This is a genomic window from Bacillus sp. FSL M8-0025, from assembly GCF_037975475.1.
Lineage (GTDB): Bacteria > Bacillota > Bacilli > Bacillales > Bacillaceae > Bacillus > Bacillus subtilis.
Window position 1 is genome coordinate 1,563,844 of record NZ_CP150258.1, and the last position, 26,351, is coordinate 1,590,194.

The 26,351-nt window shown below is 44.9% G+C and carries 26 protein-coding genes, 2 riboswitches and 1 other annotated feature; all 26 genes read left to right on the forward strand.

Annotated features, from left to right (window positions below; all coding sequences use genetic code 11):
* The first annotated feature begins 40 nt into the window (after positions 1–40).
* The 26 genes from sigE (at position 41) to MKX38_RS08300 (ending at position 26,351) form a co-directional block, all read left to right on the forward strand.
* On the forward strand, positions 41–760 hold the full coding sequence (sigE, locus tag MKX38_RS08175; protein ID WP_003221446.1) for an RNA polymerase sporulation sigma factor SigE: 720 nt from the start codon (positions 41–43) through the stop codon (positions 758–760).
* 139 nt (positions 761–899) lie between these two features.
* Entirely contained in the window at positions 900–1,682 is a 783-nt protein-coding gene (gene sigG, locus MKX38_RS08180) for an RNA polymerase sporulation sigma factor SigG (RefSeq protein WP_009967190.1), read from the forward strand.
* A 147-nt stretch (positions 1,683–1,829) separates the two neighbouring features.
* A complete protein-coding gene (locus MKX38_RS08185; protein WP_014479731.1) occupies positions 1,830–2,624 on the forward strand; it encodes an ABC transporter ATP-binding protein in 795 nt (264 codons plus the stop codon).
* Positions 2,625–2,636: 12 nt separating this feature from the next.
* Positions 2,637–2,738, forward strand: a riboswitch (TPP riboswitch).
* Positions 2,739–2,825: 87 nt separating this feature from the next.
* Positions 2,826–4,106 (forward strand): N-formyl-4-amino-5-aminomethyl-2-methylpyrimidine deformylase, encoded by a 1,281-nt coding sequence (ylmB, locus tag MKX38_RS08190; protein WP_151870250.1) that lies wholly within the window; start codon positions 2,826–2,828, stop codon positions 4,104–4,106.
* A gap of 82 nt (positions 4,107–4,188) precedes the next feature.
* Positions 4,189–4,434, forward strand: a complete 246-nt coding sequence (locus MKX38_RS08195; protein WP_003232153.1) for a YlmC/YmxH family sporulation protein — start codon at positions 4,189–4,191, stop codon at positions 4,432–4,434.
* Positions 4,435–4,596: 162 nt separating this feature from the next.
* Entirely contained in the window at positions 4,597–5,433 is an 837-nt protein-coding gene (gene pgeF, locus MKX38_RS08200; RefSeq protein ID WP_137200760.1) for a peptidoglycan editing factor PgeF, read from the forward strand.
* Between the two features lie 6 nt (positions 5,434–5,439).
* A complete protein-coding gene (locus MKX38_RS08205) occupies positions 5,440–6,132 on the forward strand; it encodes a YggS family pyridoxal phosphate-dependent enzyme (RefSeq protein WP_014479734.1) in 693 nt (230 codons plus the stop codon).
* On the forward strand, positions 6,129–6,584 hold the full coding sequence (gene sepF / locus MKX38_RS08210) for a cell division protein SepF (RefSeq protein WP_014479735.1): 456 nt from the start codon (positions 6,129–6,131) through the stop codon (positions 6,582–6,584). Before MKX38_RS08205 ends, sepF begins: the two co-directional genes overlap by 4 nt.
* A 6-nt stretch (positions 6,585–6,590) precedes the next feature.
* Positions 6,591–6,863: a YggT family protein gene (locus tag MKX38_RS08215; RefSeq protein ID WP_003221463.1), complete on the forward strand. Its 273-nt coding sequence runs from the start codon at positions 6,591–6,593 to the stop codon at positions 6,861–6,863.
* A gap of 60 nt (positions 6,864–6,923) precedes the next feature.
* Positions 6,924–7,697 (forward strand): RNA-binding protein, encoded by a 774-nt coding sequence (locus MKX38_RS08220; RefSeq protein ID WP_015383612.1) that lies wholly within the window; start codon positions 6,924–6,926, stop codon positions 7,695–7,697.
* A gap of 93 nt (positions 7,698–7,790) precedes the next feature.
* On the forward strand, positions 7,791–8,285 hold the full coding sequence (gene divIVA / locus MKX38_RS08225) for a septum site-determining protein DivIVA (protein ID WP_003221468.1): 495 nt from the start codon (positions 7,791–7,793) through the stop codon (positions 8,283–8,285).
* A gap of 62 nt (positions 8,286–8,347) precedes the next feature.
* Positions 8,348–8,574, forward strand: a binding site (T-box leader).
* A 52-nt stretch (positions 8,575–8,626) separates the two neighbouring features.
* Entirely contained in the window at positions 8,627–11,392 is a 2,766-nt protein-coding gene (ileS, locus tag MKX38_RS08230; protein ID WP_339189154.1) for an isoleucine--tRNA ligase, read from the forward strand.
* Between the two features lie 143 nt (positions 11,393–11,535).
* Entirely contained in the window at positions 11,536–11,910 is a 375-nt protein-coding gene (ylyA, locus tag MKX38_RS08235) for a sporulation-related RNA polymerase-binding protein YlyA (protein ID WP_014476755.1), read from the forward strand.
* Between the two features lie 102 nt (positions 11,911–12,012).
* Positions 12,013–12,477, forward strand: coding sequence for a signal peptidase II (gene lspA / locus MKX38_RS08240; protein ID WP_003245047.1), 465 nt, complete (start codon positions 12,013–12,015; stop codon positions 12,475–12,477).
* 1 nt (position 12,478) lies between these two features.
* A complete protein-coding gene (locus tag MKX38_RS08245; protein WP_032725666.1) occupies positions 12,479–13,390 on the forward strand; it encodes an RluA family pseudouridine synthase in 912 nt (303 codons plus the stop codon).
* Positions 13,391–13,572: 182 nt separating this feature from the next.
* Positions 13,573–14,118 carry a bifunctional pyrimidine operon transcriptional regulator/uracil phosphoribosyltransferase gene (gene pyrR, locus MKX38_RS08250; protein ID WP_003232127.1) on the forward strand — a complete coding sequence of 182 codons (546 nt, stop codon included), beginning with the start codon at positions 13,573–13,575 and terminating at the stop codon, positions 14,116–14,118.
* A gap of 173 nt (positions 14,119–14,291) precedes the next feature.
* Entirely contained in the window at positions 14,292–15,599 is a 1,308-nt protein-coding gene (pyrP, locus tag MKX38_RS08255) for a uracil permease PyrP (protein ID WP_015483210.1), read from the forward strand.
* A gap of 144 nt (positions 15,600–15,743) precedes the next feature.
* The gene (locus MKX38_RS08260) at positions 15,744–16,658 is read left to right on the forward strand and encodes an aspartate carbamoyltransferase catalytic subunit (protein WP_033883320.1); all 915 of its coding nucleotides are present in this window, start codon (positions 15,744–15,746) and stop codon (positions 16,656–16,658) included.
* On the forward strand, positions 16,642–17,928 hold the full coding sequence (locus MKX38_RS08265) for a dihydroorotase (protein ID WP_033883321.1): 1,287 nt from the start codon (positions 16,642–16,644) through the stop codon (positions 17,926–17,928). The genes MKX38_RS08260 and MKX38_RS08265 overlap by 17 nt, the downstream gene beginning before the upstream one ends.
* A complete protein-coding gene (locus MKX38_RS08270; RefSeq protein ID WP_213379374.1) occupies positions 17,925–19,019 on the forward strand; it encodes a carbamoyl phosphate synthase small subunit in 1,095 nt (364 codons plus the stop codon). Before MKX38_RS08265 ends, MKX38_RS08270 begins: the two co-directional genes overlap by 4 nt.
* Positions 19,004–22,219: a carbamoyl-phosphate synthase (glutamine-hydrolyzing) large subunit gene (carB, locus tag MKX38_RS08275; protein ID WP_161477001.1), complete on the forward strand. Its 3,216-nt coding sequence runs from the start codon at positions 19,004–19,006 to the stop codon at positions 22,217–22,219. Before MKX38_RS08270 ends, carB begins: the two co-directional genes overlap by 16 nt.
* The gene (gene pyrK / locus MKX38_RS08280) at positions 22,216–22,986 is read left to right on the forward strand and encodes a dihydroorotate oxidase B electron transfer subunit (RefSeq protein ID WP_014479746.1); all 771 of its coding nucleotides are present in this window, start codon (positions 22,216–22,218) and stop codon (positions 22,984–22,986) included. Before carB ends, pyrK begins: the two co-directional genes overlap by 4 nt.
* Positions 22,986–23,921 carry a dihydroorotate dehydrogenase gene (locus MKX38_RS08285; protein ID WP_069322584.1) on the forward strand — a complete coding sequence of 312 codons (936 nt, stop codon included), beginning with the start codon at positions 22,986–22,988 and terminating at the stop codon, positions 23,919–23,921. Before pyrK ends, MKX38_RS08285 begins: the two co-directional genes overlap by 1 nt.
* Positions 23,890–24,609: an orotidine-5'-phosphate decarboxylase gene (gene pyrF / locus MKX38_RS08290; protein WP_326145203.1), complete on the forward strand. Its 720-nt coding sequence runs from the start codon at positions 23,890–23,892 to the stop codon at positions 24,607–24,609. Before MKX38_RS08285 ends, pyrF begins: the two co-directional genes overlap by 32 nt.
* Entirely contained in the window at positions 24,606–25,238 is a 633-nt protein-coding gene (gene pyrE / locus MKX38_RS08295) for an orotate phosphoribosyltransferase (protein ID WP_044052534.1), read from the forward strand. Before pyrF ends, pyrE begins: the two co-directional genes overlap by 4 nt.
* A gap of 144 nt (positions 25,239–25,382) precedes the next feature.
* Positions 25,383–25,488, forward strand: a riboswitch (SAM riboswitch).
* Positions 25,489–25,649: 161 nt separating this feature from the next.
* A complete protein-coding gene (locus MKX38_RS08300) occupies positions 25,650–26,351 on the forward strand; it encodes a phosphoadenylyl-sulfate reductase (RefSeq protein WP_042975738.1) in 702 nt (233 codons plus the stop codon).

Here is a 26,351-nt window from a genome sequence, read left to right on the forward strand (position 1 = left end):
ATCATACTCAAACGGCGTGACATTTAGAAGGGAGAGGAAGATGAAAAAACTGAAATTACGGTTGACGCACCTCTGGTATAAGCTGCTGATGAAACTTGGGCTGAAAAGTGATGAAGTCTATTACATAGGCGGGAGTGAAGCCCTGCCGCCTCCATTATCTAAAGATGAGGAGCAGGTTTTGTTAATGAAGCTCCCAAACGGCGATCAGGCGGCGCGCGCCATTCTAATTGAACGCAATTTGCGTCTGGTCGTATATATCGCCCGTAAATTTGAAAATACGGGAATTAATATAGAGGATTTAATCAGCATCGGTACCATCGGTCTAATCAAAGCTGTGAATACATTCAATCCAGAAAAGAAAATCAAGCTTGCTACCTATGCCTCCCGGTGTATAGAAAATGAAATCCTGATGTATTTAAGAAGAAATAACAAAATCCGTTCAGAGGTTTCCTTTGATGAACCGCTTAATATTGATTGGGACGGCAATGAGCTTTTGCTTTCTGATGTGCTCGGCACTGACGATGACATCATCACTAAAGACATAGAAGCTAACGTCGATAAAAAGCTTTTGAAAAAAGCGCTTGAACAGCTTAATGAGAGAGAAAAGCAAATCATGGAGCTGCGGTTTGGGCTTGTCGGTGAAGAAGAAAAAACCCAAAAGGATGTAGCGGATATGATGGGGATTTCTCAGTCTTATATTTCGCGGCTTGAGAAAAGAATTATAAAAAGGTTGAGAAAAGAGTTCAACAAAATGGTGTAAAAAATTTTATGGTTAGAACCCCTTGATTTTACAGGGATTTCCTGATTTCGACAGTTTTTCGGTCTGAGTGCAGTGCATATTTTTCCCACCCAAGGAGATACTTAACGTTGTACAGCAGCTCCTGTAGGGAGGGAAAAAAGTGTCGAGAAATAAAGTCGAAATCTGCGGGGTGGATACCTCCAAATTACCAGTACTCAAGAATGAAGAGATGAGAAAGCTGTTTAGGCAGCTGCAGGATGAAGGCGATGATTCAGCAAGAGAAAAGCTTGTAAACGGGAACTTGCGTCTTGTCTTAAGTGTCATTCAACGATTTAATAACAGAGGGGAGTATGTTGATGACTTATTTCAAGTCGGCTGCATCGGACTAATGAAATCCATTGATAATTTTGACCTAAGCCACAATGTTAAGTTTTCAACATACGCTGTACCTATGATTATCGGAGAGATCCGCAGGTATTTACGCGATAATAACCCGATCCGTGTCTCAAGATCACTCCGGGACATCGCTTACAAGGCGCTTCAGGTAAGAGAGCGGTTAATCAGTGAGACAAGCAAGGAGCCGACTGCAGAAGACATCGCAAAAGTTCTTGAAGTACCGCATGAGGAAATTGTATTTGCGCTTGATGCCATCCAGGATCCGGTTTCTCTATTTGAACCGATCTATAACGACGGCGGAGACCCGATCTATGTGATGGACCAAATCAGTGATGAGCGTAACACAGATTCACAATGGATTGAAGAGCTGGCTTTAAAAGAGGGCATGAGAAGGCTGAATGATAGGGAAAAAATGATTTTGAGAAAGCGATTCTTCCAAGGGAAAACCCAAATGGAAGTCGCCGAGGAAATCGGAATTTCTCAGGCGCAGGTGTCCAGACTTGAAAAAGCGGCTATCAAACAAATGAATAAAAATATTCATCAATAATGAAAAGCCTTTAAAACGATGTTGTTTTAAAGGCTTTTCTATTGATTACGGATGGTTTACGTTTTGGAAAAAGTAAGGTATCCTAGTTCGTACAAAGTTTTATGAAAATTAAAACAATTATAAAAGGCAATAAAGAGGAGGACCACGATGATTTTGCAGCTTGACAATGTCTCACTAAAACGGAATGGGAAATGGATACTGAGAGATATTCATTGGAAGGTGGAAGAAAAGGAAAATTGGGTGCTTTACGGCCTAAATGGCGCCGGGAAGACAGCGCTGTTAAATATGCTTTGCTCATATTATTTTCCAACATCAGGCGAGATGCAGGTGCTTGGCCATGAATTTGGCAAAACAGAGCTTGGGGAAAAGCTCAGACGTAAAATTGGCCTCGTCTCAGCAGCTCTTCAGCAAAAATTGTATCCGGCAGATTCAGCCTTTGAAATTGCTTTGAGCGGAGCTTACGCTTCGATTGGGTTATATGAAACGCCAAGTAAGGAAACCAGGGAAAAAGCGATTGGTTTGTTAGAGGACTTGGGAGCAATTGAATATGCCGATCGCCGCTATGAAACCCTTTCTCAAGGGGAAAAACAAAGAGCGTTGATTGCTAGAGCACTAATGGCCGATCCGGAGTTGCTGATACTGGATGAACCAGTCACAGGGCTGGATTTTATTGCCCGGGAAAAGTTGTTAGATACGATTACATACATTGCAAACAAAGAAAATGCACCATCTATCCTTTATGTGACTCATCATGCTGAAGAAATTCTGCCTGTCTTTGATAAAGCCCTTTTATTAAAACAGGGAGAGGTCTTTGGATCCGGAGAAATAAAGGAAATGCTTACTGATCAAGTACTTTCCGCTTTTTTTGATACGCCAATCCATGTATTATGGAATCAGGATCGGCCGTTTTTAACAAGAGCTGAGCCGATAACGAATGCCTGACAAACATATATAGATTCATCCTAGGGGTGCTTTGCGAAGCTGAGAGAGACTTTGTCTCAACCCTTTTGACCTGATCTGGATCATGCCAGCGGAGGGAAGCGGTGAAAAGCGGAGTACATCGGACTCCGTTTGTTTTTATTAAGCCGTTTCATCACATTTGAAACGGCTTTTTTGATTTTAAAGAATAGGAGCGGATTTACATTGGATCAACAAATAGACTCTTTGCAAAAAAAAGTGGAAGAACATAAGGAGGAGCTTATTCAGCTTGCGAAAACGCTGATTTCTTATCAAACACCTGCTCCGCCTGCAAGAAATACAGAGGGCATTCAGTCTTGGATTGCGGGATATTTAAATGAATTGGGATTCTCGATCGACAAATGGGATGTGTACCCTGGAGATCCCAATGTTGTAGGGAAGCTAAAAGGAACAGATTCAGCAGATTATTATAGCCTGATTATCAATGGCCATGTAGATGTGGCAGAGGTAAAAGAGGATGAAGAATGGGAGCATGATCCATTTCATCCAATTGAAAAAAACGGTCTCTTAATCGGGCGGGGCGCTTCCGATATGAAGGGCGGAATGGCGTGTGTGTTGTTTGCTGTCAAATTGATTCGTGAAGCAGGCATTGAACTTCCAGGTGATCTGATTCTGCAATCGGTTATTGGGGAGGAAGTTGGAGAAGCCGGCACACTTGAATGCTGCAAGAGGGGCTACCACGCTGATTTTGCAATTGTCGCGGATACGAGCGATATGCATATTCAAGGCCAAGGGGGTGTCATTACAGGCTGGATCGAAATCAAAAGCAGTCAAACATTTCATGATGGAACGAGACGGAATATGATTCACGCAGGCGGAGGAACATTCGGAGCAAGCGCAATTGAAAAAATGGCAAAAATCATTGCGGGGCTCGGTGAACTTGAGCGCCACTGGTCTATTATGAAAAGTTATCCCGGTTTTAAACCAGGCACAAATACGATTAACCCGGCAGTTATAGAAGGCGGCAGACATGCGGCTTTTATAGCGGACGAATGCCGGCTGTGGATCACAGTCCATTTTTATCCGAATGAAACCCATGACCAAGTGGCAGCGGAAATAGAAGATTACGTCAATCGGCTGAGTGACAGTGATATTTGGCTTAGGGAAAACCGCCCTGTATTCAAGTGGGGAGGCTCATCTATGATAGAAGACAGAGGAGAAATTTTTCCGGCATTGGAAGTTGACCCTGGCCACCCAGGCGTCTTAGCGCTAACTGCCTCTCATGAGAAAGTGAAACGGGAGTGTCCAATTATTGACGTTTCTCAATCAGTTACAGATGGCGGATGGCTGTATGATGCCGGTATTCCATGCGTAATATACGGTCCTGGAGATCTGCACAATGCACACTCTGTGAACGAGAAGGTATCGATTGAGCAGCTAGTAGAGTATACAAAAATTATACTCGATATTATCATCAGCTGGTGCAGCCGGAAAAAAGAACAATGACATGAAAATTTCTTCTTGCTGACAAGGTTCAGCCTGCCCGTTCATATACTTGAACAAAAGGACGGAAAAAGGACGTGATGGAATGATCAGCATTTCAGAATTTCAGGTAAAGGATGTCGTCAATGTCTCAAACGGAAAAAAGCTGGGGAGTATTGGTGATATTGATATCAATGTGACCACTGGAAAAATTCAGGCGATCATACTCGGAGGAAATGGGAAAGTTCTCGGATTTTTTGGAAAAGAAGAGGAATTGGTCATTCCATGGCGAAATATAGTAAAAATCGGGGAAGATGTAATCTTAGTCCGATTAAGTGAACCGCATGCATAAACCTGCTTGTCTGCCGCAGATTGGCAAATGCCGGAAGTCTCGATTCTTCCGGCACATTTCATTTAGAAATATGCAAATCGGCGCTCAACGAATGCAGTAAGATGTGGTAAAATAAGTGGGAAATTCCGCTTTTTTAAATGTTTGTCGAAAGGTTGGATCATCATGAATACATATCACCCATTCAGTCTTACCACACCCTCGACACTCATGATACAAGACTGGGCTCAAACGAATCAAAACAACAAAGAGGTCATTGCCGGATTTACGACAAAAAACGGCGGTGTCAGCCAAAAGCCTTTTGAATCGTTAAATACAGGATTGCACGTTCATGACAAAGATGCAGATGTAGTTAAAAATCGTGAATATATTGCCGATATGTTTAATACTGATTTGCAGTCTTGGGTATTCGCTGATCAGACACATGATAATCGCGTTCAGAAAGTGACGCAGAGGGATAGGGGAAAAGGCGCCCGTGAGTATCACACGGCTCTAAAAGCAACGGACGGGCTCTATACAAATGAAAAAAATGTATTTTTAGCATTATGCTTTGCTGATTGTGTGCCTCTTTTCTTTTATGATCCGGTTAAGTCGCTTGTCGGAGTCGCCCATGCCGGGTGGAAAGGCACCGTCAAACAGATTGGCAGAGAAATGGTGAAGCAATGGACTGAGAAGGAAGGTTCAAATCTCTCAGATATTTACGCTGTTATTGGCCCGTCTATCAGCGGAGCATGCTATACGGTAGACGACCGCGTCATGGATGCTGTTCGTGCATTGCCGGTTTCAGCAGACCTTGCCGCCAATCAGACGGCAAAGGCACAATATCAGCTTGATCTGAAAGAGCTGAACCGTCTTATACTGATGGACAGCGGTTTGGCAAGTGAACAAATTTCTGTCAGCGGTTTATGCACGGAAAGCGAGCCGTCTCTTTTCTATTCTCATCGCCGCGATCAGGGGAAAACTGGACGGATGATGTCCTTTATCGGAATGAAGGAGGCATAAAAGATCTTGCGTGTTGTTGATAATTTACGACATATAAACGAACGAATAAACGAAGCATGTAACAGATCGGGCCGCAGCTCCGATGAAGTTACGGTTATTGCAGTCACAAAATATGTATCACCTGAAAGAGCACAGGAGGCAGTAGATGCTGGCATCACCTGCCTCGGAGAGAATCGGGATGCGGAACTGCTCCGCAAACAGGAATTGATGAAAGGTAATCCGGAATGGCATTTTATCGGCAGTTTGCAATCAAGAAAAGCAAAATCTGTCGTCAATGCGGTTTCCTATATCCATTCCCTAGACCGGCTCTCATTAGCGAAAGAAATTGAAAAACGGGCTGAAGGTACTGTACGATGCTTTGTGCAGGTCAATACCTCTCTTGAGCCTTCTAAACACGGCATGAAAAAAGAAGAAGTCATTCCATTCATACAGGAGCTTTCCGGTTTCGAACATATCCTTGTTGCCGGGCTGATGACAATGGCTCCGCTGACTGATGATCAAGATCAGATCAGAAGCTGTTTCAGGTCGCTGAGAGAACTCCGTGACCAGGTTCAGAAACTGAACCAGCCGAACGCTCCGTGTACTGAACTGTCGATGGGCATGTCAAATGATTTTGAAATTGCAATTGAAGAAGGAGCTACTTATATTAGAATCGGCTCATCGTTAGTCGGAAATGAAACAGGGGGTGTACAGCAATGAGTATGAAAAATAAACTGAAAAACTTTTTCTCAATGGAAGATGAAGAATACGAATATGAATATATTGAGACAGAGCGGGAATCTCATGAGGAGCATGAGCAAAAAGAAAAGCCGGCTTATACGGGGAATAAACCTTCGGGCAAACAGAATGTAGTGAGCTTGCAAAGTGTTCAGAAATCCTCTAAAGTGGTGTTGAGTGAGCCGCGCGTTTATGCGGAGGCGCAGGAAATAGCCGACCATTTGAAGAACCGGCGGGCAGTTGTCGTCAATCTTCAGCGGATACAGCATGACCAGGCGAAGCGGATTGTTGACTTTTTAAGCGGAACCGTTTATGCCATTGGCGGCGATATTCAAAGAATCGGCTCAGATATTTTCCTCTGCACGCCTGACAACGTAGATGTATCAGGCACAATTTCTGAGCTCATATCTGAAGACGAACATCAGAGGTGGTAAAGCGAGATGATCCTTTATCAAGTTTTTTCGGTTTTAAGCTTATTAATCACAATATACTCATTTGCCCTGATCATATATATTTTTATGTCATGGGTGCCGAGTACGAGGGAAACAGCAGTCGGACGTTTTTTAGCTTCGATTTGTGAACCATATCTCGAACCATTCAGAAAAATCATCCCTCCGATTGCAATGCTGGATATTTCACCAATCGTAGCAATACTTGTGCTTCGGTTTGCGACAACCGGCTTGTGGGGACTTTATCGCATGATTGCGTTTTAATGTGACAGTTTGATAGGGGCTTGGCAGCAGCCAAGCCTCTTTACATAGAAGGGAAAGACGATGAGCGATATATATCAGCACTTCAGAAAAGACGAGCGGGCCTTTATTGATCAGGCGCTCGAATGGAAAAGAATTGTCCAGGAGCAGTACCGGATGAAGCTGACCGACTTTTTAGATCCCCGAGAGCAGGTCATCCTCTCTGCTGTTACGGGACAGGCTGATGTCGGGCTTGCTTTTTCCGGCGGCTATGACAGAGCGGAGCGAAAACGGGCGATTCTGTATCCAGAGTACATTACTCCGGAAGAATCGGATTTTGAATTGCAGGCGTTTAACGTCCGTTATGCTGACAAGTTTGTCTCAGTAGATCATCGTTCTCTGCTTGGTGCATTAATGGGCATAGGATTAAAGCGGCAAAAATTCGGTGACATCGTGTTTTCTGAGACAGCAGTGCAATTGATTGTCTCAGCCGATACCGCTGATTTTGTGGCTGCACAGCTGACCCAAGCAGGCAAAGCGGCGGTCAGCCTAGAGAAAATTGACTTGTCAGACCTTAACATTCCAGCAGTTGATGTCGAAATAAGAGATGACACGGTTTCTTCTTTAAGGCTTGACGCCGTCTGCGCCTCTATGAGCAGGCAATCCCGCCAGAAATCACAGACGCTTGTGAAAAACGGCCTTGTGAAAGTGAACTGGAAGGTGGTTGAAGATCCTTCATACATAGTCGCGGAAGGGGACATGCTGTCAATCAGAGGTTTTGGCCGGTGCAGCTTAACAAAAATCGAAGGGAAAACCAAAAAAGACAAATGGAGAGTTACGTTTGAACGACAAAAATAGTCGGTTTTTCAGTTTTTTTCTCCATCTGTGCGAAATTTGTTTTATAATGTGAACTAGATAACCGTACTGAAATGTAAAAATGGAGGTGGCATCATGCCATTAACGCCAAATGATATTCACAACAAGACGTTTACAAAAAGTTTTCGCGGATATGATGAAGATGAAGTAAATGAATTCCTAGCCCAAGTCAGAAAAGATTACGAAATTGTTCTCCGCAAGAAAACTGAGCTTGAAGCGAAAGTCAATGAACTAGATGAAAGAATCGGACACTTTGCCAATATTGAGGAAACATTGAATAAATCAATTTTAGTTGCTCAAGAAGCGGCTGAAGACGTAAAACGCAATTCTCAAAAAGAAGCAAAGCTGATCGTTCGGGAAGCGGAGAAAAACGCTGATCGCATTATCAACGAATCGTTATCAAAATCAAGAAAAATTGCAATGGAAATTGAAGAGCTGAAAAAACAGTCTAAAGTGTTTAGAACACGTTTCCAAATGCTGATTGAAGCTCAGCTTGATCTTCTGAAAAATGACGATTGGGATCATCTCCTTGAGTATGAAGTCGACGCTGTATTTGAGGAAAAGGAATAAATTCTCTGATTATCTTGACATTTTCTTAGCTTGTCGAATATAATACGTTCATAAATTCAGATGAAAAAACGGTTGAAAGGGACAGTCATGTTTCCTTCAGGCCTTCATAGCGACCCGGAGATGGTGAGAGTCCGGGATGGCCGGAATCATGTAGATCAGCCCTTTAGTTTCCTTGCTGAACTCACAGTAGGTTAGGACGTTCATCACGTTACGATGCTCAAGAGGAAAAAGTGTATGCTTGCTTTTTCTAAAAGGGTGGTACCGCGAGATAAGCTTTCTCGTCCCTTATGGGATGAGAGGGCTTTTTTTATTTTCTGAAAAAATGCAGTGGAGGAATGAAAATGGATTTTAAAGACACGCTCTTAATGCCGAAAACAGATTTCCCGATGCGTGGAAATTTGCCAAACCGTGAGCCTGACATTCAAAAAAAATGGGAGGAAGAGGATATCTATCGTCTTGTTCAGGAACGGACGAAAGACCGCCCGAAATTTGTTTTACATGACGGACCTCCGTATGCAAACGGCGACATCCATATGGGCCATGCGCTTAACAAGATTTTGAAAGACTTCATTGTCCGTTATAAATCAATGAGCGGCTACAACGCACCGTATGTGCCGGGCTGGGATACACACGGATTGCCAATTGAAACAGCTCTGACAAAAAACAAAAAGGTCAACCGCAAAGAAATGTCAGTAGCGGAATTCCGCAAACTATGCGAAGAGTACGCTTGGAAGCAAATCGAGGGACAGCGTGAGCAATTCAAACGTCTTGGTGTCCGCGGTGACTGGGAAAACCCATATGTGACATTAAAACCGGAATACGAAGCGCAGCAAATCCGCGTATTTGGTGAAATGGCAAAACGAGGCTACATTTACAAAGGCCTTAAACCGGTTAACTGGTCACCTTCAAGTGAGTCTGCTCTGGCTGAAGCCGAGATCGAATATCAAGATAAACGTTCAGCATCTATTTACGTCGCTTTTGGTGTAAAAGACGGAAAAGGCGTTCTTGAAAACGGCGAGCGCATCATCATTTGGACAACAACGCCTTGGACAATTCCGGCGAACCTCGGAATCTCAGTGCACCCTGATCTTGAGTACAGCGTGATTGCAGTAGGTGAAGACCGCTTTGTCGTAGCAAGTGCCTTAGTCGAAAATGTTGCATCGGCATGCGGATTTGATCAGTATGAAGTGACAAGAACGGTCAAAGGGAAAGATCTTGAGAACATTATCGCTGAACACCCGCTATATGGCAGAGACTCTCTCGTTATGCTTGGTGAACACGTAACAACTGATGCCGGAACAGGCTGTGTTCATACAGCGCCAGGACATGGGGAAGATGACTTTATCATCGGCCAAAAATACGGTTTAGATGTGCTTTGCCCGGTCGATGAAAAAGGTGTAATGACAAGCGAAGCTCCTGGCTTTGAAGGCATGTTCTATGATGATGCAAACAAAGCGATCACACAGCAGCTTGAAGAAAAAGGCGCACTTGTGAAGCTTGAATTCATTACTCACTCTTATCCGCATGATTGGAGAACAAAAAAACCAACCATTTTCAGAGCGACAGCGCAATGGTTTGCGTCTATTAAAGATTTCAGATCAGACCTGCTGGATGCCATTAAAGAAACCAAATGGGTTCCTGAATGGGGCGAGCAGCGTTTGCACAACATGGTTCGGGACCGCGGAGACTGGTGTATTTCGAGACAGCGTGCGTGGGGTGTGCCGATTCCGGTATTTTACGCTGAAAACGGAGAACCGATTATTACAGATGAAACCATTGAACATGTTTCTGAATTGTTCAGACAGCACGGATCAAACATTTGGTTTGAAAAAGAAGCAAAGGATCTTCTTCCGGAAGGCTTTACGCATCCTGGCAGCCCGAACGGCACATTTACAAAAGAACAGGATATCATGGATGTTTGGTTTGATTCAGGCTCTTCACATCAAGCAGTGCTTGAAGAACGTGATGACCTCGTACGCCCGGCTGATTTATACCTAGAGGGATCTGACCAATATCGCGGCTGGTTTAACTCTTCTCTTTCTACAGCAGTAGCCGTAACAGGGAAAGCGCCGTATAAAGGTGTGCTCAGCCATGGGTTCGCACTGGATGGAGAAGGACGCAAGATGAGTAAATCAATCGGTAACGTTGTTGTTCCGGCTAAAGTCATGAAACAGCTTGGTGCCGACATCTTAAGATTATGGGTATCTTCAGTGGATTATCAGGCGGACGTTCGCGTGTCTGACGCCATTCTAAAGCAGGTTGCGGAAGTATATCGTAAAATCCGCAACACGTTCCGTTTCCTTCACGGCAACCTTTTCGATTTTGATCCAAAAACAAATGCGGTGGCTGTCGAAGATCTTCGTGAAGTGGATCAGTATATGCTGATTAAGCTGAACAAGCTGATTGATAAAGTGAAAAAAGCGTATGATGAGTACGAATTTGCGGTTGTGTATCACAGCATTCATAATTTCTGCACAATCGAATTGAGCTCATTCTACCTTGATTTTGCAAAGGATATTGTCTACATCGAGCATGCGGATCATCCGGATAGACGCAGCATGCAGACAGTATTCTATGAAACGCTTCTTGCATTAGTGAAGCTTTCAGCGCCTATCCTTCCACATACGGCAGACGAATTGTGGTCTCATTTAACATTTGTTGAAGAGCAGAGCGTTCAGCTGACCGATATGCCGGAAACAATCGCGGTTCCAAACAGTGAAGTGACTGAAGAAAAATTTGACCGCTTTATGGCTCTTCGTGATGACGTGTTGAAAGCATTAGAAACTGCGAGAAATGAAAAAATTATCGGTAAATCTTTGGAAGCAAACCTGAAATTGTATCCAAACAAAGAAAACAAGGAGCTCTTGGCTTCCATAAAAGAAAACCTTTCTCAGCTGTTTATTGTGTCTGAACTGACAATCAGCGAAGAAAATGAAGCGCCGAACGATGCGCAAAGCTTTGCGACGGGTAAAATCGCTGTCGAGAAAGCGGAAGGCGAAATGTGTGAGAGATCTCGTGTGATTTCAAAAGATGTAGGGGCAAATCCGAAATATCCTACACTTTCATTACGCAACGCTGAAATCGTTGAAAAATACTATCAAAAATAATGAAAAGGGCCCGGCGTAAAAGCCGGGCTTTTTTTGTGCCAAGAGTGACATCCTTTAGAACGGCAGGAAAAATCTTATGGGCTTTAGATCATCATTCATAGGCAACAATAAAGGTACTACGTTAAGAGCAGGAGTTGTGAAGAATGAATGATCAACTGACCGCAATTTATACGGAACTTCTTCTGATGAAAGAAGAATTACAGTCGAGATTATTTGAGTATTCTTGCTTTCAGGTTTCTACAAGCCCGCAAGCAGCAATCAATCATAAACAAAAAGCAACTCTGATCTATCATATTAAAGAAGAGCTTCAAGACGTTCTCCTTGCATTGTCCAAAATCGAAAACGGCACATTCGGATACTGTGAAGAAACCGGGGCTCCCATTCCTCTTTCAAAGCTGGCAGTGCTGCCGACGGCCCGAACAGCAAACGATTTTCTTTATTCTGTCCAATTTGAGAAAAAAACGCTTCCGATATGGAAATCAACGGATATCGAATATGGTCAGGCACTGTATGAATAACAGTGTCTGGCCGGTTAATATGCCTGATATTTCTTTACTCCAGTGCTTTTTATTGATAAAATGCATAATGGATTAAAGTAACCGTAAACTGGAGGAACGTTTGTGCTGTATTATATGATTGCACTACTTATTATTGCAGCCGATCAATTGACAAAATGGCTAGTTGTTAAGAACATGGAACTTGGCCAAAGCATTCCGATCATTGATCAGGTATTCTATATCACCTCCCATCGCAATACGGGTGCTGCATGGGGGATATTAGCGGGTCAGATGTGGTTTTTCTACCTCATAACAACCGCTGTTATTATTGGTATTGTTTATTACATACAGCGTTATACAAAAGGACAAAGGCTTCTTGGCGTTGCCCTCGGACTTATGCTTGGCGGTGCCATCGGCAACTTTATCGATCGGGCTGTCAGACAGGAAGTTGTGGATTTTATCCATGTTATTATTGTCAATTACAATTACCCGATATTTAACATCGCGGACTCTTCATTATGTGTCGGCGTAATGCTTTTATTTATACAAATGCTGTTGGACAGCGGGAAAAAGAAAAAGGAGCAATAGCATGAATCAAATTGATATAACCGCTTCAGAAGAACAAAAAAGTGAGCGGATTGATAAATTTTTGGCATCGACTGAGAATGATTGGTCAAGAACCCAGGTTCAGCAATGGGTAAAAGACGGACAGGTTGTCGTGAACGGAAGCGCGGTGAAAGCGAATTATAAAATTCAGCCGGGTGATCAGGTGACCGTCACTGTACCCGAACCGGAAGCGCTCGACGTTCTGGCAGAGCCTATGGATCTCGATATTTATTATGAGGACCAGGATGTGCTGGTCGTCAACAAACCTCGCGGAATGGTTGTTCACCCAGCACCCGGGCATCTTACGGGCACACTTGTAAACGGCCTTATGGCTCATTGCACAGACCTTTCCGGTATAAATGGCGTGATGCGTCCGGGTATTGTTCACAGAATCGATAAGGACACGTCCGGTTTATTAATGGTGGCGAAAAATGATATGGCACACGAGTCACTCGTAAACCAATTGGTTAACAAAACGGTCACGCGAAAATATACGGCCGTTGTCCACGGGCTTATTTCTCACGATGACGGCACAATTGACGCGCCGATCGGACGAGATAAGAAAGACCGTCAAAGCATGACTGTGATACGTGATGGCAAAAACGCCGTCACTCATTTTCATGTACTAGAGCGTTTTCAGGATTTTACGTTAGTGGAATGCCAGCTTGAAACTGGGAGAACGCATCAAATTCGTGTTCATATGAAATATATCGGATTCCCATTAGCAGGCGATCCGAAATACGGCCCAAGAAAAACAATCGACTTTAATGGCCAAGCGCTTCACGCGGGAGTTTTAGGTTTTGACCATCCACGAACAGGAGAATATGTCGAATTTGAAGCGCCGCTTCCTGAGGATATGGCAGAATTAATCGAAAACCTCAGAAAAAACGGTTGACAGAGGGTTTCTTTTCTGAAATAATAAACGAAGCTGAATAGATTCTTTAAAACAGTCCAGAGAGACTGAGAAGGATAACGGATAGACGGGATGCGTGTACAGGCGCGCACCTTGTCCTAAAACCCCTCTATGCTCTGGCAGGAGGGGTTTTTTCTTCTATATGAACTGTGAGGTGTCACACATTGAATCAAAAAGCTGTCATTCTCGACGAACAGGCAATCAGACGGGCGCTGACCAGGATTGCTCACGAAATGATCGAACGCAATAAAGGAATGAATAACTGCATTCTTGTCGGCATTAAGACAAGAGGGATTTACCTGGCAAAACGCCTTGCGGAACGCATTGAACAGATTGAGGGAAATCCTGTTACAGTCGGTGAAATTGATATTACTCTTTACAGAGACGATCTTTCTAAAAAAACGAGCAACGATGAACCGCTTGTAAAAGGTGCAGATATTCCGGTAGATATTACAGATCAAAAAGTCATTCTCGTTGATGATGTTCTGTATACCGGAAGAACAGTCAGAGCAGGAATGGATGCGCTTGTTGATGTAGGCAGACCTTCCTCCATTCAGCTTGCAGTGCTTGTGGACAGAGGACACCGGGAGCTGCCGATCCGAGCGGATTATATCGGGAAAAACATCCCGACATCAAAGTCTGAAAAGGTTATGGTTCAGCTTGATGAGGTAGACCAAAACGATCTCGTCGCCATTTATGAAAACGAATAATAGATCACCTTTTTAAGGGCAATCCAGAGAGGTTGCAAAGAGGTGCACAACAAAGGCCCAAAAAGTATTCGGCAGGTCTTTGTATGCCTCTTTGCGTAAAAAAGCAAAGAGGTTTTTTTATACAGTCATTGAGTCATCCTAAAATGAAAGTCAACAATCAGGGGGAAATCATCATGAGTAAGAAAAAAGTAAATTTAGGGGTCAGGGATGTCCCGACACCTTTCTCTTGGGTTTCATTCAGCCTTCAGCATTTGTTTGCCATGTTTGGCTCAACCATTTTGGTTCCGAAGCTCGTCGGAATGAGTCCTGCTGTGGCGTTGGTGACAAGCGGCATCGGAACACTGGCGTACCTTCTTATTACGAAAGGGCAAATTCCGGCGTATCTCGGTTCATCCTTCGCCTTTATTTCTCCGATCATTCTGGTAAAAGCGACCGGCGGGCCGGGAGCGGCAATGGTTGGAGCGTTTCTTGCAGGGCTGGTGTACGGGCTGATTGCCTTATTGATCAGGCAGCTTGGAACAGGATGGCTGATGAAGATTCTCCCGCCTGTAGTCGTAGGGCCTGTTATTATCGTCATCGGGCTGGGACTGGCAAGCACTGCGGTAAACATGGCGATGTATGCTGATCCGAACGCGAGTGAGTTGGTCTACAGCTTAAAGCACTTTAGTGTCGCAGGAGTTACGCTGGCAATTACGATTATTTGTGCGATTTTCTTACGAGGATTTTTAAGCCTGATTCCGGTTCTGATCGGAATCATCGGCGGATACTTGTTCGCCCTTACTCAAGGGATTGTCAACTTCCAGCCGGTGCTTGACGCGAAATGGTTTGCAGTGCCTGAATTTATCATTCCGTTCAAAGATTATTCACCGTCAGTTACACTCGGCATCGCAGCCGCAATGGTTCCTGTCGCATTTGTCACAATGTCAGAGCATATCGGCCACCAAATGGTGCTGAGCAAGGTTGTCGGACAAGACTTCATTAAAAAGCCGGGACTGCATCGCTCCATTATGGGTGACAGCGTGGCGACAATTCTTGCTTCTCTGATCGGCGGCCCTCCGACAACGACTTACGGAGAAAACATTGGCGTGCTGGCCATCACAAGAGTATTCAGCGTCTTTGTCATCGGAGGAGCGGCAGTGATTGCCTGTTGCTTCGGCTTTATCGGCAAAATTTCAGCGCTGATCAGTTCAGTGCCGTCAGCGGTCATGGGAGGCGTCTCCTTCCTGCTGTTCGGAATCATTGCTTCAAGCGGCCTGAGAATGCTGATTGACAACAAAATTGATTATGAAAACAACAGAAACCTCATTATTACATCAGTAATCCTTGTCATCGGTGTAGGAGGCGCTTTTATCCAAGTATCTCAAGGCGGATTCCAAGTGTCAGGAATGGCGCTTGCCGCAATTGTCGGTGTCATCTTAAACCTGATTCTTCCGCAGGCGAAGGAAGAGCAGGCAGACACATCTGAACAACATCATATCTAAAACCTTTTAATGAAAGTCCAGAGAGGCTTGGAAGGGTTATGAAGAGAAGGAAGCTTCAATGCTGCCCTCTATTTAACCATACCCCGAGTCTATCTTAGACCGGGGTTTTTTTCAGCCTTAAGTTGAAAAGAGAGGGGAAAGAACATGAAGCATTTAACGACGATGAGTGAACTCAGCACTGAGGAAATCAAAGATTTGCTTCAAACAGCACAAGATCTCAAAAGCGGAAAAACAGACAATCAGCTTACAGGAAAGTTTGCCGCAAACCTGTTTTTCGAACCGAGCACGAGAACGCGGTTCAGCTTTGAGGTCGCAGAAAAAAAGCTGGGCATGAATGTGCTCAACCTTGATGGAACAAGCACAAGCGTGCAAAAAGGCGAAACCTTATATGACACGATCCGGACGCTCGAATCAATCGGTGTGGACGTCTGCGTCATCAGGCACAGTGAGGATGAGTATTATGAAGAGCTTGTCAGCCAGGTGAACATTCCGATTCTGAATGCGGGAGACGGATGCGGCCAGCATCCGACACAATCACTGCTTGATTTAATGACGATTTATGAAGAGTTCAATACGTTCAAAGGGCTTACCGTCTCCATTCACGGTGACATCAAGCATAGCAGAGTGGCAAGGTCAAATTCGGAAGTGTTGACAAGATTGGGTGCCCGAGTCCTATTTTCCGGCCCTTCGGCATGGCAGGATGAAGAAAATACATTCGGCACGTATGTCTCAATGGATGAAGCAGTTGAGTCTTCCGATGTCGTCATGCTGCTGCGCATTCAAAATGAACGACATCAGTCCGCTGTCAGCCAGGAAGGCTATTTAAACAAATACGGCTTGACCGTAGAACGGGCTGAGCGTATGAAGCAGCATGCGATCATCATGCATCCTGCTCCGGTAAACAGAGGAGTGGAGATTGATGACAGCTTAGTAGAAAGCAAAAAATCAAGAATCTTCAAGCAAATGCAAAATGGCGTATTTATCAGAATGGCAGTGATACAGCGTGCCTTACAAACCAATGTGAAAAGAGGAGAAGCAGCATATGTCATATCTCATTAAAAACGGCTGGATACTAAACGAAAATGGTGAAAAAACAGAAGCGGATATCCGAGTGACTGGAGAAACCATCACCGCAATCGGCAAGCTTGATGCAACGGATAATGAAACGGTAATTGATGCGAAAGGTTTGCTCGTTTCACCTGGGTTTGTTGATCTCCACGTGCATTTCAGAGAGCCGGGCGGAGAGAAAAAAGAAACTATTGAAACCGGGGCCAAAGCGGCGGCACGCGGCGGCTACACTACAGTAGCAGCAATGCCGAATACGCGGCCGGTTCCTGATACAAAGGAGCAAATGGAATGGGTGCAAAACAGAATTAAAGAAACATCATGCGTCAGAGTTCTTCCATATGCATCCATTACGATCAGACAAATCGGCGATGAAATGACAAACTTTGAAGCGTTAAAAGAAGCCGGGGCATTTGCTTTTACAGATGACGGCGTTGGTATACAGACAGCAGGAATGATGTATGAAGCGATGAAACGGGCAGCCGCAATTGACAAAGCGATTGTTGCACATTGCGAGGACAACTCCTTAATTTACGGAGGAAGCGTACATGAGGGGACATTCTCCAAAGCGAACGGGCTCAACGGCATACCTTCTGTGTGTGAATCGGTTCATATTGCCCGCGATGTGCTGCTGGCTGAGGCGGCAAACTGCCATTATCATGTATGCCATATCAGCACGAAAGAATCTGTCAGGGTTGTACGCGATGCGAAAAAAGCGGGAATCAGAGTGACAGCAGAAGTGTCGCCGCATCATTTGCTGCTTTGTGATGAGAACATCCCGGGGTTGGACACAAACTATAAAATGAATCCTCCGCTCCGCAGCGCAGAAGACAGAGCTGCTTTAATTGAAGGTCTTTTAGACGGAACAATTGATTTTATCGCAACAGACCATGCACCGCATACGGAAGAAGAGAAAAACACAGAAATGAAACTGGCGCCATTCGGAATTGTCGGCTTAGAAACAGCATTCCCGCTTCTTTACACACACTTTGTCAAAAATGGCAAATGGTCGCTGAAGCAGTTGATTGACTACATGACAATCAAGCCATGCGAAGCGTTCGGTCTTCCATATGGAACATTACAAACGGGGCAAGCTGCGGACATTACGTTAATCGATTTAGAAAAAGAAGCAGTTATAGACAAAGAGACATTTTTATCAAAAGGAAAAAATACACCATTCAACGGCATCAGCTGCACCGGCTGGCCGGTCGCTACAATTGCGGCAGGGAAGCTTGCTTATGAAGAGGGGAGACTTGTCAAATGAAGAGACGATTAGTATTGGAAAACGGAGCGGTATTCGAGGGAGAAGCCTTCGGAAGCTTAGAACACAACATGGGAGAAGTCGTTTTTAATACTGGGATGACAGGCTATCAGGAAATTTTATCTGACCCTTCTTACTGCGGACAGATCGTAACATTAACATACCCGCTTATCGGAAATTACGGCATTAACCGTGATGATTTTGAATCCATTACCCCTTTTGTGAAAGGGCTGATCATCAAAGAATTATGTGAGCTGCCTTCCAACTGGCGTTCAGCATACACCTTAGACGAGTATTTAAAAATAAAAAACATTCCCGGACTCCAGGGGATTGATACAAGGAAGCTGACAAGAATGATCCGCACGGCAGGCGCGCTAAAAGGAACATTCGCTTCATCTGATGAAGATATCGAAGCAGTGCTGAAAAGACTGAACGAAACGGAATTGCCAAGAAATCAAGTATCCCAAGTATCAGCCAAAACAGCATATCCGAGCCCGGGAAGAGGCAAACGCATCGTCTTGGTTGACTTCGGCATGAAACACGGAATTCTAAGAGAGCTGAACAAACGGAAATGTGACGTCATCGTTGTGCCTTACAACATTACAGCGGAAGAGGTGCTTCAGCTGAAACCGGACGGTATCATGCTTTCTAACGGACCTGGAGACCCGAAGGATGTGCCTGAAGCGATTGAAATGATTAAAGGTGTTCTTGGAAAAGTGCCATTATTCGGAATATGTCTTGGCCACCAATTATTCGCGCTGGCGTGCGGGGCGAATACTGAAAAAATGAAATTCGGACACAGGGGCTCAAACCACCCGGTAAAAGAGCTGGCTACAGGAAAAGTTGCCTTAACATCTCAAAACCATGGATATACAGTTTCGTCTATCAGTAAAACAGAACTGGAAGTGACGCATATCGCAATTAACGACGATACGATTGAAGGGCTGAAGCATAAAACATTGCCGGCATTTACGGTTCAATATCATCCCGAAGCCTCACCTGGTCCTGAGGATGCCAACCATCTATTTGACAGATTCATCGAATTGATCGAAACAACAGAGAAAGAAGGGGAAGCGGTATGCCAAAACGCGTAGACATTAACAAAATTTTAGTAATCGGATCTGGACCGATCATCATCGGCCAAGCAGCAGAATTTGACTATGCGGGAACACAAGCCTGTCTTGCTTTGAAAGAAGAAGGCTATGAAGTCATCCTTGTCAACTCAAACCCTGCCACGATCATGACAGATACAGAAATGGCTGACCGGGTTTACATCGAACCGCTCACACCTGAATTCCTGACACGAATCATCAGAAAAGAGCGCCCGGATGCCATTCTTCCTACACTCGGAGGCCAAACCGGTTTGAATCTTGCGGTTGAGCTTTCTGAAAGAGGCGTTTTGGCAGAATGCGGCGTCGAAGTGCTTGGCACGAAACTGTCTGCGATTCAGCAAGCTGAAGACCGTGACTTGTTCAGAACATTAATGAATGAACTGAATGAACCGGTGCCTGAAAGTGAGATTATCCACTCCCTTGAAGAAGCAGAAAAATTCGTCAGTCAAATTGGATTCCCTGTCATTGTCCGCCCGGCATATACATTAGGCGGAACAGGCGGAGGCATCTGCTCGAATGAAACAGAGCTAAAAGAAATCGTTGAGAACGGCTTGAAATTAAGCCCGGTACACCAATGTCTGCTTGAAAAAAGCATCGCCGGCTATAAAGAAATCGAGTATGAAGTCATGAGAGATAGCCAGGATCACGCCATTGTCGTTTGTAACATGGAAAACATTGATCCAGTTGGAATCCATACTGGAGACAGTATTGTTGTTGCGCCGAGCCAAACGCTCAGCGATCGCGAATATCAGCTCTTGCGGAATGTATCGTTAAAACTGATTCGCGCGCTTGGGATCGAAGGCGGATGTAATGTCCAGCTCGCCTTAGATCCAGACAGCTTCCAATATTACATTATTGAAGTAAATCCGCGTGTCAGCCGTTCATCTGCCCTTGCATCAAAAGCAACGGGGTACCCGATTGCAAAGCTCGCTGCTAAAATTGCAGTCGGACTTTCATTAGATGAAATGATGAACCCGGTGACAGGAAAAACATATGCAGCATTTGAACCTGCTCTTGACTATGTCGTATCCAAAATTCCGCGCTGGCCGTTTGATAAGTTTGAATCAGCAAACAGAAAGCTCGGCACGCAAATGAAAGCGACTGGTGAGGTCATGGCGATCGGCCGCACGCTTGAAGAGTCATTGCTGAAGGCTGTGCGTTCACTGGAAGCGGATGTGTATCATCTTGAATTGAAGGATGCCGCTGACATTTCAGATGAGCTTCTTGAAAAGCGAATTAAAAAGGCCGGTGATGAACGCTTATTCTACTTAGCTGAAGCGTACAGAAGAGGCTACACGGTAGAAGACCTCCATGAATTTTCCGCTATCGATGTTTTCTTCTTGCATAAGCTGTTCGGAATCGTACAGTTTGAAAAAGAATTGAAGGCGAATGCGGGCGATACAGATGTGCTGAGACGGGCAAAAGAATTCGGCTTCTCTGATCAGTACATTAGCCGCGAGTGGAAAATGAAAGAATCCGAGCTTTACAGCTTGAGAAAACAAGCGGGGATTGCGCCGGTATTCAAAATGGTAGATACATGTGCGGCGGAATTCGAGTCAGAAACGCCATACTTCTATAGCACATACGAAGAAGAAAATGAATCTGTCGTTACAGATAAGAAAAGTGTGATGGTGCTTGGTTCGGGTCCGATTCGAATCGGTCAGGGTGTCGAGTTCGACTATGCGACGGTTCACTCTGTATGGGCAATTAAACAAGCAGGCTATGAAGCCATTATTGTCAACAACAACCCGGAAACCGTTTCAACAGACTTCAGCATCTCAGACAAGCTGTATTTTGAACCGCTTACGATTGAAGATGTTATGCACATCATTGACCTCGAACAGCCAATGGGCGTTGTCGTACAATTTGGCGGACAAACTGCGATTAACCTTGCTGACGAGCTTTCTGCACGCGGAGTGAAAATCCTTGGAACTTCATTAGAAGATTTAGACCGTGCGGAAGACCGGGATAAATTTGAACAAGCGCTTGGAGAACTTGGTGTTCCTCAGCCGCTTGGCAAAACAGCGACATCAGTTGATCAGGCGGTAAGCATCGCAAGTGATATCGGTTATCCGGTACTGGTGCGTCCTTCCTATGTACTTGGCGGCCGGGCGATGGAGATTGTGTACCATGAAGAGGAGCTGCTTCATTACATGAAAAATGCAGTCAAAATCAATCCGCAGCACCCTGTATTAATTGATAGATACTTGACTGGAAAAGAAATTGAAGTCGATGCAGTATCCGACGGTGAAACAGTCGTCATTCCGGGAATTATGGAGCACATTGAACGTGCGGGCGTTCACTCCGGAGACTCGATCGCTGTTTATCCGCCTCAGTCTCTCACAGAGGACATTAAGAAAAAAATTGAACAATACACGATCGCATTGGCTAAAGGGCTGAATATTGTCGGTTTGCTCAATATTCAATTCGTCCTGTCGCAAGGCGAGGTGTACGTGCTAGAAGTGAATCCGAGATCAAGCAGAACCGTACCGTTTTTAAGCAAAATTACGGGTATCCCGATGGCGAATCTCGCAACAAAAATCATTCTTGGTCAAAAGCTGGCTGCGTTTGGCTATACAGAGGGCCTTCAGCCTGAACAGCAAGGTGTATTTGTAAAAGCGCCGGTCTTCTCCTTTGCCAAGCTGAGAAGAGTGGACATTACGTTAGGGCCTGAAATGAAATCAACAGGTGAAGTCATGGGGAAAGATTCGACACTTGAAAAGGCGCTCTACAAAGCCTTGATTGCTTCAGGTATTCAAATCCCGAACTACGGTTCCGTGCTTTTAACAGTAGCTGATAAGGACAAAGAAGAAGGGCTTGCCATTGCTAAGCGGTTCCACGCGATCGGCTACAACATTTTAGCGACGGAAGGAACGGCAGGCTACCTGAAAGAAGCTTCCATTCCAGCGAAGGTCGTCGGAAAAATCGGTCAGGATGGCCCGAACTTGCTTGACGTCATCAGAAACGGAGAAGCGCAGTTTGTCATCAATACGCTGACAAAAGGAAAGCAGCCGGCAAGAGACGGATTTAGAATCAGACGTGAATCAGTAGAAAATGGTGTTGCCTGCCTAACATCTTTAGATACGGCAGAGGCGATATTGCGAGTGCTGGAAAGCATGACATTCCGTGCTGATCAAATGCCGGCAGTCAACACAAATCAGGAGGCGGCAGTCACTATATGAAAAAAGCGTATTTGACAGTATGTTCTAACCAGCAAATTGCAGACCGGGTGTTTCAAATGGTTCTGAAAGGGGAGCTTGTCCAAGGGTTTACAACCCCTGGACAGTTCCTTCATCTTAAAGTGAGCGAAGCGGTTACGCCTCTTTTGAGAAGGCCGATCAGCATCGCAGACGTCAACTTTGAAAAAAATGAAGTCACCATCATTTATCGGGTAGATGGTGAAGGGACAAGACTCTTGTCACTGAAGCAGCAGGGAGAACTTGTGGATGTCCTCGGGCCTTTGGGAAATGGCTTTCCTGTTAATGAAGTTCAACCCGGAAAGACGGCTTTGCTGGTAGGAGGCGGAGTAGGTGTGCCGCCTCTCCAAGAGCTGTCGAAACGCTTGATTGAAAAAGGGGTAAATGTCATCCACGTTTTAGGATTCCAATCGGCAAAGGATGTATTTTACGAGGAAGAATGCCGGCAGTACGGAGACACGTATGTGGCAACAGCTGACGGAAGCTACGGGGAAACCGGATTTGTCACAGATGTGATTAAACGGAAAAATCTAGAGTTTGATATCCTCCTCAGCTGCGGGCCGACACCGATGCTCAAGGCGTTAAAACAGGAATATGCTCATAAAGAAGTATATCTGTCCATGGAGGAACGAATGGGCTGCGGAATCGGCGCATGCTTCGCGTGTGTGTGCCATACAAACGAAAGTGAGACGTCCTATGTAAAAGTATGTCTCGACGGGCCTGTATTTAAAGCTCAGGAGGTGGCGCTGTAATGCTAGAGGTGAAATTGCCGGGACTTGATTTGAAAAACCCAATCATTCCTGCATCAGGCTGCTTCGGTTTTGGAAAAGAATTTTCACGTTTTTATGATTTGTCTTGTCTTGGAGCCATCATGATTAAGGCTACGACAAAGGAGCCACGCTTTGGGAATCCGACGCCGCGGGTAGCTGAGACTGGTGCTGGAATGCTCAATGCGATCGGTCTCCAAAATCCGGGGCTGGATAGTGTGTTGCATAATGAGCTGCCGTGGCTTGAGCAGTTTGATACACCGATCATTGCCAATGTCGCAGGTTCTCAAGTCGATGATTATGTTGAAGTCGCAGAACATATCAGCAAAGCGCCTAATGTCCATGCACTTGAATTGAATATTTCCTGCCCGAATGTGAAAACAGGCGGAATCGCTTTTGGCACGAATCCTGAAATGGCTGCCGATTTGACAAAAGCGGTGAAAGAGGTTTCGGATGTGCCCGTTTATGTGAAGCTATCCCCGAACGTGGCTAATATCACAGAAATTGCATTAGCGATCGAGGAAGCGGGAGCGGACGGTCTTACGATGATCAACACACTAATCGGCATGAGACTTGATTTAAAAACTGGCAAACCGATATTAGCGAATAAAACAGGGGGGCTTTCCGGCCCTGCTGTGAAGCCGGTTGCCATTCGCATGGTGTATGAAGTCAGCCAGGCGGTCAACATCCCGATTATCGGAATGGGAGGCGTGCAGACTGCTGAAGATGCCCTGGAATTTCTTCTCGCGGGAGCAAGCGCAGTCGCTGTCGGAACAGCAAACTTTGTGAATCCTTTTGCCTGTCCAGAGATTATTGAACAGCTCCCATCTGTTTTGCGCCAATACGGCTATCAATCAATTGAAGAATGCATCGGAAGGAGCTGGAATCATGAAAAACAACCTGCCCATCATCGCGCTTGATTTTGCATCAGCTGAAGAAACACTTGCGTTCTTAGCGTCTTTTCAGCAAGAACCGTTATTTGTAAAGGTTGGAATGGAGCTTTTTTATCAAGAAGGACCATCGATCGTGAAACAATTAAAAGAAAGAAACTGCGAGCTGTTTTTAGATCTAAAGCTCCATGACATCCCGACTACTGTAAACAAAGCGATGAAGCGCCTTGCCAGTCTTGGCGTAGACCTCGTCAATGTTCATGCTGCCGGGGGCAAAAAAATGATGCAGGCAGCTCTCGAAGGCTTAGAAGAAGGTACGCCGGCCGGAAAAAAACGTCCGTCACTTATCGCGGTAACCCAGCTGACAAGCACATCTGAACAAATCATGAAAGATGAACTGCTGATCGAAAAATCTCTGATTGATACGGTTGTGCACTACAGCAAACAGGCGGAAGAAAGCGGACTGGATGGAGTGGTCTGCTCTGTTCATGAAGCAAAAGCCATTTACCAAGCGGTGTCGCCTTCATTTCTGACTGTCACTCCGGGGATCAGAATGTCTGAGGACGCTGCGAATGACCAAGTCCGCGTAGCGACGCCTGCTATTGCAAGAGAGAAAGGTTCATCAGCGATTGTAGTAGGACGCTCGATTACAAGAGCGGAAGACCCGGTAAAAGCCTATAAGGCTGTCAGACTTGAATGGGAGGGAATCAAATCTTGAAACAAATCATCGCAAAACATCTATTAGACATCCAAGCTGTATTTTTACGCCCGAACGAGCCGTTCACATGGGCAAGCGGCATTTTATCTCCAATCTACTGTGACAACCGCCTTACGCTATCTTTCCCAGAGGTCAGAAACGATGTTGCTTCAGGTATCAGCAACCTTGTCAAAGAGCATTTTCCTGAAGCTGAAATGATTGCGGGAACAGCAACCGCCGGTATTCCTCATGCTGCTTTAGCGGCTGACCGTTTGAATCTTCCGATGTGTTATGTGAGGAGCAAGCCGAAGGCGCACGGAAAAGGCAATCAGATTGAGGGAGCTGTGCAAGAAGGGCAAAAAACAGTTGTCATTGAAGACTTAATTTCCACAGGAGGCAGTGTGCTTGAAGCTTGTGCAGCTTTACAAGCGGCCGGCTGTGAAGTGCTTGGTGTCGTCTCAATCTTTACGTACGGACTTCCTAAAGCGGAGGAAGCCTTCGCAAAGGCAGAACTGCCATACTACTCATTAACTGATTATGATACGCTCACAGAGGTCGCGCTTGAAAACGGAAATATTCATTCAGATGATCTAAAAAAGCTGCAAACATGGAAACGAAATCCCGAGTCAAAAGATTGGTTTAAAAAATAAAAAATAAATTCAAATGATATAAAGAGGCTTCAAAGCCTTGATGTACTTGAAAACAGGCTGTGAGGCCTGTTTTTTTATTAATCCTATAAAAAAAGTCGGGTTGACTTATGTTAGAATTGTGCTAAAATTTACTACAAATCTAAAAACTTATCAAGAGCGGCTGAGGGACTGGACCTATGAAGCCCGGCAACCTGCAAAGTTTGTAAGGTGCTACTTCCAGCAAAATGAATTCCATTTTGAAAGATAAGGGCTACATGCTGTTCCTGTCTTTCTTTCCGCCGGATTGAAAGTTTTTTATTTTAAGAGGTAAAAAGGCTATCTGTATATCAGCAGCCGCGAATCACATTACATGGGAAAAGACAACCGGCAGAAAGCTACTGTTTGTTTGTCTCCGAAAGGAGGAAAGAAGAAATGTTAACGTATGATAATTGGGAAGAACCAACGATTACATTTCCGGAAGACGATCCTTATAAAGGAGCGCTGTCAGTTTTAAAATGGGCATACGGCCATTACGGCGATCAGCTTGTTTATGCCTGCAGTTTCGGAATTGAGGGAATCGTTCTGATTGACTTAATTTATAAAGTGAAAAAAGACGCAGAGATTGTGTTTCTTGATACAGGACTTCATTTTAAAGAAACCTATGAAACAATTGAACGAGTGAAAGAGCGTTATCCGGGTCTTAATATCATCCTGAAAAAACCAGATCTCACCCTTGAGGAACAAGCCGAAGAACATGGTGACAAACTGTGGGAAAGAGAGCCGAATCAGTGCTGCTATCTTAGAAAGGTTGTTCCTTTAAGAGAGACGCTTTCAGGACATCCAGCCTGGCTTTCCGGCCTGCGCCGTGATCAAGGGCCAAGCCGTGCCAATACGAATTTCTTAAACAAAGATGAAAAATTCAAGTCAGTAAAAGTTTGCCCGCTTATCCATTGGACTTGGAAAGACATTTGGAGATACACATCCCGGAATGAACTGGACTACAATCCGCTTCATGACCAAGGATATCCAAGTATTGGATGTGCGCCTTGCACTGCTCCCGCTTTTACAGCAGAGGATTTGCGCTCAGGCAGATGGAATGGTATGGCGAAAACAGAATGCGGACTGCATGAATAA

Coding starts and splice junctions, on each gene's coding strand:
- MKX38_RS08215 (WP_003221463.1), top strand. CDS start 6,591: ATGATCCTTTATCAAGTTTTTTCGGTTTTAAGCTTATTAATCACAATA.
- carB (WP_161477001.1), top strand. CDS start 19,004: ATGCCAAAACGCGTAGACATTAACAAAATTTTAGTAATCGGATCTGGA.
- sepF (WP_014479735.1), top strand. CDS start 6,129: ATGAGTATGAAAAATAAACTGAAAAACTTTTTCTCAATGGAAGATGAA.
- pyrK (WP_014479746.1), top strand. CDS start 22,216: ATGAAAAAAGCGTATTTGACAGTATGTTCTAACCAGCAAATTGCAGAC.
- pyrF (WP_326145203.1), top strand. CDS start 23,890: ATGAAAAACAACCTGCCCATCATCGCGCTTGATTTTGCATCAGCTGAA.
- MKX38_RS08265 (WP_033883321.1), top strand. CDS start 16,642: ATGTCATATCTCATTAAAAACGGCTGGATACTAAACGAAAATGGTGAA.
- ylyA (WP_014476755.1), top strand. CDS start 11,536: ATGAATGATCAACTGACCGCAATTTATACGGAACTTCTTCTGATGAAA.
- MKX38_RS08185 (WP_014479731.1), top strand. CDS start 1,830: ATGATTTTGCAGCTTGACAATGTCTCACTAAAACGGAATGGGAAATGG.
- MKX38_RS08260 (WP_033883320.1), top strand. CDS start 15,744: ATGAAGCATTTAACGACGATGAGTGAACTCAGCACTGAGGAAATCAAA.
- MKX38_RS08285 (WP_069322584.1), top strand. CDS start 22,986: ATGCTAGAGGTGAAATTGCCGGGACTTGATTTGAAAAACCCAATCATT.
- pyrP (WP_015483210.1), top strand. CDS start 14,292: ATGAGTAAGAAAAAAGTAAATTTAGGGGTCAGGGATGTCCCGACACCT.
- MKX38_RS08220 (WP_015383612.1), top strand. CDS start 6,924: ATGAGCGATATATATCAGCACTTCAGAAAAGACGAGCGGGCCTTTATT.
- sigE (WP_003221446.1), top strand. CDS start 41: ATGAAAAAACTGAAATTACGGTTGACGCACCTCTGGTATAAGCTGCTG.
- MKX38_RS08195 (WP_003232153.1), top strand. CDS start 4,189: ATGATCAGCATTTCAGAATTTCAGGTAAAGGATGTCGTCAATGTCTCA.
- MKX38_RS08245 (WP_032725666.1), top strand. CDS start 12,479: ATGAATCAAATTGATATAACCGCTTCAGAAGAACAAAAAAGTGAGCGG.
- MKX38_RS08300 (WP_042975738.1), top strand. CDS start 25,650: ATGTTAACGTATGATAATTGGGAAGAACCAACGATTACATTTCCGGAA.
- divIVA (WP_003221468.1), top strand. CDS start 7,791: ATGCCATTAACGCCAAATGATATTCACAACAAGACGTTTACAAAAAGT.
- pgeF (WP_137200760.1), top strand. CDS start 4,597: ATGAATACATATCACCCATTCAGTCTTACCACACCCTCGACACTCATG.
- MKX38_RS08270 (WP_213379374.1), top strand. CDS start 17,925: ATGAAGAGACGATTAGTATTGGAAAACGGAGCGGTATTCGAGGGAGAA.
- ileS (WP_339189154.1), top strand. CDS start 8,627: ATGGATTTTAAAGACACGCTCTTAATGCCGAAAACAGATTTCCCGATG.